The sequence below is a fragment of the Candidatus Desulfolinea nitratireducens genome (assembly GCF_982879505.1).
Window position 1 is genome coordinate 1 of record NZ_CEYOSI010000175.1, and the last position, 7,688, is coordinate 7,688.

The following is a 7,688-nucleotide window of genomic DNA, read 5'->3' on the forward strand; positions in this document are numbered from 1 at the left end:
CAGATCGGCATCACCCATGAAGGTGCGTGGATGAGCGGTGAGAATACTTTGGCGATCTTCTCCGGTAAAGCCTCTGGTGAACTCAACCCCGTCTTTTTACCCGGTGATCCATCTCTGGCCGGACTATATGCTTTGAGTCAAACTGAATACACCAAACTAAGCGATTTTGATGTGGTCTTCCCTGTCATGCATGGAAGCTACGGCGAAGATGGGGCCATGCAAGGTTTGCTCGAGATGGCAGATGTGGCTTACGTAGGCGCAGGCGTGGTTGGATCGGCAGTTGGCATGGACAAGGGCATCTTCAAAGATGTGATGATCGCCAATGGCATCCCCGTTGTGGAATCGGTATTTGCCCTTCGCTCGGAGATCGAAGCAGATATGAACGCAGTCATCGAAAAAATCGAGACACTGGGTTACCCCGTATTTGTCAAACCAGCCAATATGGGATCATCGGTCGGCGTTAGCAAATGCGATAATCGCTCCAGCCTGGGTGAGGGGCTGATGGAAGCCGCTGCGTATGACCGCCGCATCCTGATCGAGCGTGGCATCAACGCCCGTGAGATCGAAATCAGCGTGCTGGGCAACGACGATCCACAGGCCTCCGTACCCGGAGAAGTAGAACCGAGTCGAGAATTTTATTCATATGAATCAAAATATATAGATGGAACATCCGGATTGCTTATTCCGGCTCCACTTTCTGAAGAAAGAGCCGAGCTGATGCGCCAGATCGCAGTCAAGGCGTATAAAGCGATCGACTGTGCTGGCATGGCCCGCGTAGATTTTATGATTGACAAAGACGACGATAAATTTTATCTGAACGAAGTAAATACCCTGCCAGGATTTACCGAGATCAGCATGTATCCCAAACTCTGGGAAGCCAGCGGCCTCTCTTATCCTCAATTGGTTGATCGCCTGATTGAACTTGCCCTGGAGCGTAAAGCTGATCGTGACCGCACAGAACGACGTTTTCGGAGTAACGCGTGAATCATAAATTGACCATGACCCGGGCAGAAAGCGTCCGTAAGCGCAGGGCCGTTGAAGCAGCACAGGAAGCGCAGGAAAAACGCGTCCTGAAGCCTGTTTCACCGATACGCCCTTCGAAGAAGACGAACTTTGTCGGTGCCAAGAAACGTAAAAAGAATATCCGCCAGTATGAAGCTGCCGCATTCAATCCAGCCTACGAAGGATTGCGCTCCTTCGCCATGCCAGCCATTCGGCTTGAGTGGCGTGCGGCTTCCGCAGCATTGACAATCATTTTGAGCATCGTTCTTTATCTTCTCTGGACTTCGCCTTATTTTATGGTCTCTGTCCCGCAGATCAGAGGTAATCAATATCTTTCATCCGAAAAGATCAACCGCGCGCTCGATCTCTCAGAAAAAAAAGTGTTCTCACTCGTGCCACAATATATGGAACGCCATTTACGCCTCACTTACCCGGAACTGGCAGATGTCGAAATAACGACCAGCCTGCCCAATCTCGTCAATGTTAACGTGAAAGAACGTCAACCCGTACTCATTTGGCAGCAGGATGGCATGATGGCCTGGATTGATGCGAATGGAGTTGCCATCCGAAGTAATGCGCAAGTGGATGGACTGATTACCGTCACAGCCCTTGGGCCTCCACTTGCTCCCGTTGTGGATGAATCTACTTATGATGAGCTGGCGCCGCCACCCTTTATTGCCCCCACAACGGTGGCCGCGCTCCAATCGTTGATCGCTCATGTACCGCCGGGAACACCGATTATTTATGATCCCCAATCTGGTCTCGGCTGGACGGACCCGCGCGGTTGGACGGTTCAACTGGGCGATATTACCGAAGAAATTGGGCTGAAATTACGGATTTATGAATCAATAGTAACCTGGGTAACACAGAAGAATATTCAACCTGTTTTGATCAATTTGGAATACCCGCACGCGCCATATTATCGGACGGAGCCTTAATCTGATGGAAGAGATCGTTGTTGGAATTGATGTAGGAACAACCAAAATTTGTACACTCGTAGCCCGTGTGGAAGATGAAGATGTGCTGCGTATCTTAGGTGTGGGTATCGAGCCATCCAATGGCATCCGCAAGGGAATCATTGTTGATCTTGATGCCGCTTCGTACGCCATCACCCGCTCGGTGGAACGCGCTGAACAAAGCTCAGGGATAGAGATCGCCTCTGCCCTGGTTAGCATGGCAGGAGCCCATGTCTCCTCGATCAACAGTCGCGGAGTGGTTGCGATCAGTGGCGAGGTTGTGGACGACTATGATATTACCCGCGCCCTTGAATCGGCTCGTGCGGTCGCCATCCCCCACAACCGTGAGGTGATCCATATTGTTCAACGCGGCTTTAGCATTGACGGGCAAGATGGGATCCGGACCCCAAATGGCATGCACGGTTACCGTCTGGAGGTGGAAACACATATCATCACCGCCGCTGCAGCCACAATTGAAAATCTTCGCCAGTGCGTAGGTGCCGCCGGTGTGGAAGTGCAGCAATTTGTACTCAATCCACTTGCCTCAGCAGAGGTTGTGCTCACTGAAAATGAACGTCAAATGGGGGCAGCTGTCTGCGATATTGGCGGTGGGACAACCGATATGGCTATCTACGTAGATGGCAAAGTCTGGCATACGATGGTCTTGGCGGTTGGCGGTAACCATGTGACCGCAGATATTGCGCATGGTTTACGGCTGCCCGTTGCACAGGCTGAGGAGATAAAACTTCAACAAGGGTATGCACTCCGCGCAGAGGTTGGCGCCGAAGATTATTTCTCTATCCGTCCCTTTGGCGAGGATAAACCCGTACAAATCAATCGGCAGGAATTGGCACATATTATCGAAGCCCGCGTTGAGGAGATTTTCGAACTCTCCCTGCAAGAGATCAAACGCTCTGGCTATGATGGCTTGCTCCCCGCCGGGATGATCTTGACAGGCGGCACAAGCGCATTGGAAGGTATTCGAAAACTTGCTAGTGAGGTTTTGGGCTTTCCCGTTCGTACTGCACAGCCAGAAAATCTGGTTGGGATGGTCGATCAATTGCACTCACCAGCATATTCAACCAGCGTAGGGCTGCTTCGGTGGGCTATGAAAATACATGAGAATGAAATCGCTTTTAATCAGGGCCGAAAATCCCGAGCAAAAGGAGAACCGCTTATGAATCTGGACGCAGCAAAAAATTGGCTCAAGAGACTCTTGCCTTAGTTATTATATCCACAACAATATTCTTTAGCAGCTTATCTGGCAGATAAGTAACACCGTAAGAAAAGGAGAAATAAAATGGACTCGAAAAAAGTTAGTAATTCAGAAGCCTTTGCCCGTATTAAAGTAATTGGTGTAGGTGGCGGCGGTTCCAACGCCGTAGACCGCATGATGGCTGAGGGTATCCAGGGTGTTGAATTTATCGCTGTCAATACCGATGCCCAGTCATTGATGCTTTCCAAAGCTCCCACCCGCGTTCGACTTGGTGACAAATTGACGCGCGGCCTGGGTGCGGGAGGTAACCCCGAAATTGGGCGTAAAGCCGCAGAGGAATCAGCAGATGACCTCTACGAGGCCCTCAAAGGCAGTGATATGGTTTTTATTACTGCTGGCATGGGCGGAGGTACCGGAACTGGTGCTGCAGCCACAATCGCACAAATTGCCAAAGAATCGGGTGCGCTGACCATTGGCGTGGTTACCCGTCCATTCACCTTTGAAGGCTCGCGCAGAATACAGGCCGCCGAAGATGGGATCAGCAAATTGAAGGAACACGCTGATACTTTGATCGCAATTCCAAATGACCGTCTGCTCCAGCTCGCAGACAAGCGTGCCAGCCTGCAGAATGCCTTCCGTATGGCGGATGATGTTTTACATCAGGGTATTCAGGGCATCTCGGAGTTGATTACCATCCCCGGTTTGATCAACCTCGATTTTGCCGATGTGCGGACGATCATGTCTGAGGGTGGTGCAGCATTGATGGCGGTGGGATCAGGCTCGGGCGACGAGCGAGCCCGCAAAGCTGCTGAGCAAGCCATTTCCAGCCAATTACTGGATATCACCATTGATGGCGCCCGCGGTGTTCTCTTTAACATTACCGGTGGCTCCGAATTGACTCTCTTCGAGGTCAATCAGGCCGCGGCGATTATTCGTGAAACCGCACACCCAGATGTGAATATGATCTTCGGTGCGGTGATTGACCCGACCATGGGCGATGATGTTCGCATCACGGTCATCGCGACGGGTTTTGAGCGCAGCGGCGTTCCGCGCCGTATCTTGCGCCCTACCCGCCATCGCGAAGAAAAGAAAGATATGGCTCATTTTGTCAGCCCAGCGCGAGAGAGTGTTAGCGTAGAGGCCGATGTAAAACCTGTATCAGAACACAATAAAATTGAGAAAAACTACAAAGATAATGATCTGGATATTCCGACCTTTTTACGAAAACGACGGTAGGATTTACAAGGGAGCGGACTTCTGTTCTCTTGATAAAAAATGAAGTAGCAATACGAGTCCTGTAGGTCCATCAGGGAGCGATCTCCTCGTCTGCCAGCGAGGAAGATCGTTTCTTGTTTAAGAGGCAATAATGGATGTTATTATGGATGGTATTTCAGGTGTATATCAATTATTATAGGAAAAATCTCAATAAGCTATGTTAGGATTATCCAGATAATAAGAAAAGACCTCTTGCATAAGTGCTCCCGGCGGTGTCCCTGCCGCCGAGGACGGCGGCTAGAGCATTGTCAAAAGGGGTTTTTGCAAGAAGTCTAAAGAACTTCTATTTACAAAGAGTTTATAAAGGAAACATCGGCATGTTTCTGAAAAAAACAAAAAATAATGGCAGATTTCTCCAGCGCATAGACCAATTCGGGCTTTGGTTAACCAATATAATATTGGTTAGCTCTTTGCTTGTATTAATCACTGTGCCCTTTTTAGCCTATCGTTGGGCACAATTACCGTTTATTGGTGCTTTCGTTGAACAAACACTTGTATTTAACAGTGTCGAAGAACAAGGAAATACACCCTGGGTGGGAATAGAAGCCGGTCTCAAATATCCCTTTCAACTAATTTCAATTAATGGACAGGATCTTCGAGAGACTGAGGAAATCACAAAAATTCTGGGAGATCATTTAGTTGGTGAGGAGGTTTCGCTTCTTTACCGCTCTCAAGGAGAGATAAATCAACTAAGGATTAAACTTCAAAAATTCCCATCTTTTGATTTCTTTGCCTTTTTTATCGTTCCCTATACTATTGGATGGACATATTTTTTAATTGGCTTATGGGTTTTTAGGGTAAGGTGGCATAATGTTACCGGGCGGGCATTTATGATTTTTTGCGCTTCCATGGGAATTGGTATTGGGAGCTTATTTGATTTATACACTACCCATGTATTTTCCTGGCTATGGACGATGTCCATCCCAATTGCCGCAGCGAGCCTGTTCACTCTGAGCCTTGTATTTCCTCATAAAGCTGCCTGGGGCAAAAAATATCCCGTTTTACGCTGGATTGGTATCCTCCCTGCAAGTATATTGATCCTGATGAGTCTGCAAATTTTATATGATTTCAACAACCCGACTGCTTATGTAAATGCCTGGCAGCGAGAATATCTTTTTGCGTCTCTGGCTATCCTGTTTTTTTTGGGATTGGCCTTTTACCGGCGTTTACGCGCACCAACACCTATTGTCCGCGAACAGGCAGGCGTCATATTATGGGGTAGTGTAATAGCTTTCAGCCCCATTGCTTATTATTTGGCGCGAGCAACTGTTGAACCCGTTGCCTTTAATGTCTCAGCATTTCTTCCACCTTTGAGTTTATTCCCATTGGCTATTGCCTATGCCATCTTGCGTCACAGGCTTTTGAATACAGACCGCTTAATTGCGCGAGGATCAGCTTATGTAATATTGGCAGCTTTAGCAGGAGTTGGTTATATATTCCTCACTACGATAACCCACACTATTACTGGCATTGCTCTTCCTGCTGACAATTCTATATTCATCATTGGCATCATCTTCACTATCACCCTCGTATTTGTATATGATCCTCTACGCGCCTGGGTGCAAAGAAATATAGATCTCCTTTTTTTTCGCCGGAACCGCGGTCTCAGGGAGCGCGTGTGGGAGTTTGGTCACTTTTTAAAAACCTCGGTGGATTTTCCGCAAGTTGTAATGGCATTACGCCATTCCCTGGAGAATACTGTCCAACCAGCACAGGCCTATTTATTCGCGCGCGATGAACCATCTGGTTCTTTTAGGTTTTATTCGATCATCCCCAAAGAGGAAGACACACTCAGAAACCTGGATTTTGAAGGAGACAGCCCATTAGCTCGTTTACTGGAGATCACAAAAGGTACAGTCTATCTGACACTTGATCAAAGCATTCCTCGGGAGCTTGAACCCGAGCGGGAGAAACTCTCAAGATTAAACGCAAATATATTCATCCCTTTTTCCAGCCAGAGCGGTTTGGCAGGCTGGTTGGCACTTGGTCGCAGCCTTACACGTGAGGCATATAATCGGGAAGACCTGATCTTTCTGGAGTCAATTGGAGATCAGGCTGCATCAGCGATTGAACGTGCATGGTTATTGGCGGCTGAGAGGGAACAATATAATGTAATTGAAGCATTAAAAGATTCAGCTGCAGCGCTCACCAGCACTCTGGATTACGAGCTTGTCCTGGATCGTATTCTGGCAAATGTAGAGCAGGTTGTCCCGCACGAAGCAATCAATATTATGCTGATTGACAATGGAATTGTACACGTCGTTCGCCGCCGTGGTGATGAAAAGTTTACCGAAGAGGCATTCGTATTAAACCGACAGATGCCCGTAGACCAGACGCCTCTTCTGCTAAAAATGAGTGAGACTGGAGAACCACAAATTGTTTACAACACGCGTGAGCATCCGGGGTGGGTAGACCATCCTGAGAGTCGCTGGGTGAGATCTTATCTTGGCGTACCCATCCGCTCCAAGGGGAATGTGATCGGATTTTTGAATCTGAACAGTAATAAACCTGATTTCTTTACCTCAGCTCATGCAAAACATCTGTTGGCATTTGCAGATCAGGCCGGTTCTGCCATCGAAACATCTCGCTTGTTCATCGGGCTGGAAAATGCCAATGCCGAACTCACCCTGGCCTATGATGCAACTCTGGAGGGGTGGAGTCACGCGCTGGATTTACGCGATAAGGAAACAGAGGGACATTCTCAACGAGTAACAAAGATCACTTTACTTTTGGCTGAAGCTACAGGAATGCAGTCTGACGAATTGGTTCATATAAGGCGAGGGGCCTTATTACACGATATTGGAAAAATAGGTGTTCCCGATCAAATATTGCATAAACCAGGGCCACTCACCGAGGAAGAATTGAAGATCATGCAACAGCACCCGATCTATAGTTTTGAAATGCTCTCGTCAATTCAATATCTCCGCCCGGCGATTGATATCCCCTACTGCCATCATGAACATTGGGATGGAACAGGATATCCGCAAGGGCTTGCAGGAGAAGAAATTCCCCTGGCCGCCCGGATTTTTGCGATAGTGGATGTCTGGGATTCTCTGATTACGGACCGTCCTTACCGATTGGCGTGGCATCCAAGCAAAGTGGTGGACTATTTAAAAGATCAATCGGGAACTTACTTCGACCCTTCATTGCTGGAAACTTTCTTGAAATTAGATATAGTACAGCAAAAACTGAAAGATGAAAAAGGATGATTTTGTGAAGAGTGAAACGTGACGAGTGAT

Annotated in this window: 5 protein-coding genes; all 5 read left to right on the top strand. The window is 48.1% G+C overall.

Translation table 11 applies throughout. From position 1 onward, the window contains the following. A partial coding sequence (locus AC3DOM_RS13590; protein WP_487919587.1) for a D-alanine--D-alanine ligase family protein occupies nt 1-984 on the top strand: 984 nt, incomplete at its 5' end. Continuing rightward, nucleotides 981-1,940 carry a cell division protein FtsQ/DivIB gene (locus tag AC3DOM_RS13595; protein ID WP_487919588.1) on the top strand — a complete coding sequence of 320 codons (960 nt, stop codon included), beginning with the start codon at nt 981-983 and terminating at the stop codon, nt 1,938-1,940. The genes AC3DOM_RS13590 and AC3DOM_RS13595, both read left to right, overlap by 4 nt. Nucleotides 1,941-1,944: 4 nt before the next feature. Further along, on the top strand, nt 1,945-3,183 hold the full coding sequence (ftsA, locus tag AC3DOM_RS13600; protein WP_487919589.1) for a cell division protein FtsA: 1,239 nt from the start codon (nt 1,945-1,947) through the stop codon (nt 3,181-3,183). A 75-nt stretch (nt 3,184-3,258) separates the two neighbouring features. Further along, entirely contained in the window at nt 3,259-4,410 is a 1,152-nt protein-coding gene (gene ftsZ, locus AC3DOM_RS13605) for a cell division protein FtsZ (RefSeq protein WP_487919590.1), read from the top strand. Nucleotides 4,411-4,766: 356 nt separating this feature from the next. Then, nucleotides 4,767-7,658: an HD domain-containing phosphohydrolase gene (locus tag AC3DOM_RS13610; protein WP_487919591.1), complete on the top strand. Its 2,892-nt coding sequence runs from the start codon at nt 4,767-4,769 to the stop codon at nt 7,656-7,658. Nucleotides 7,659-7,688: the final 30 nt, after the last annotated feature.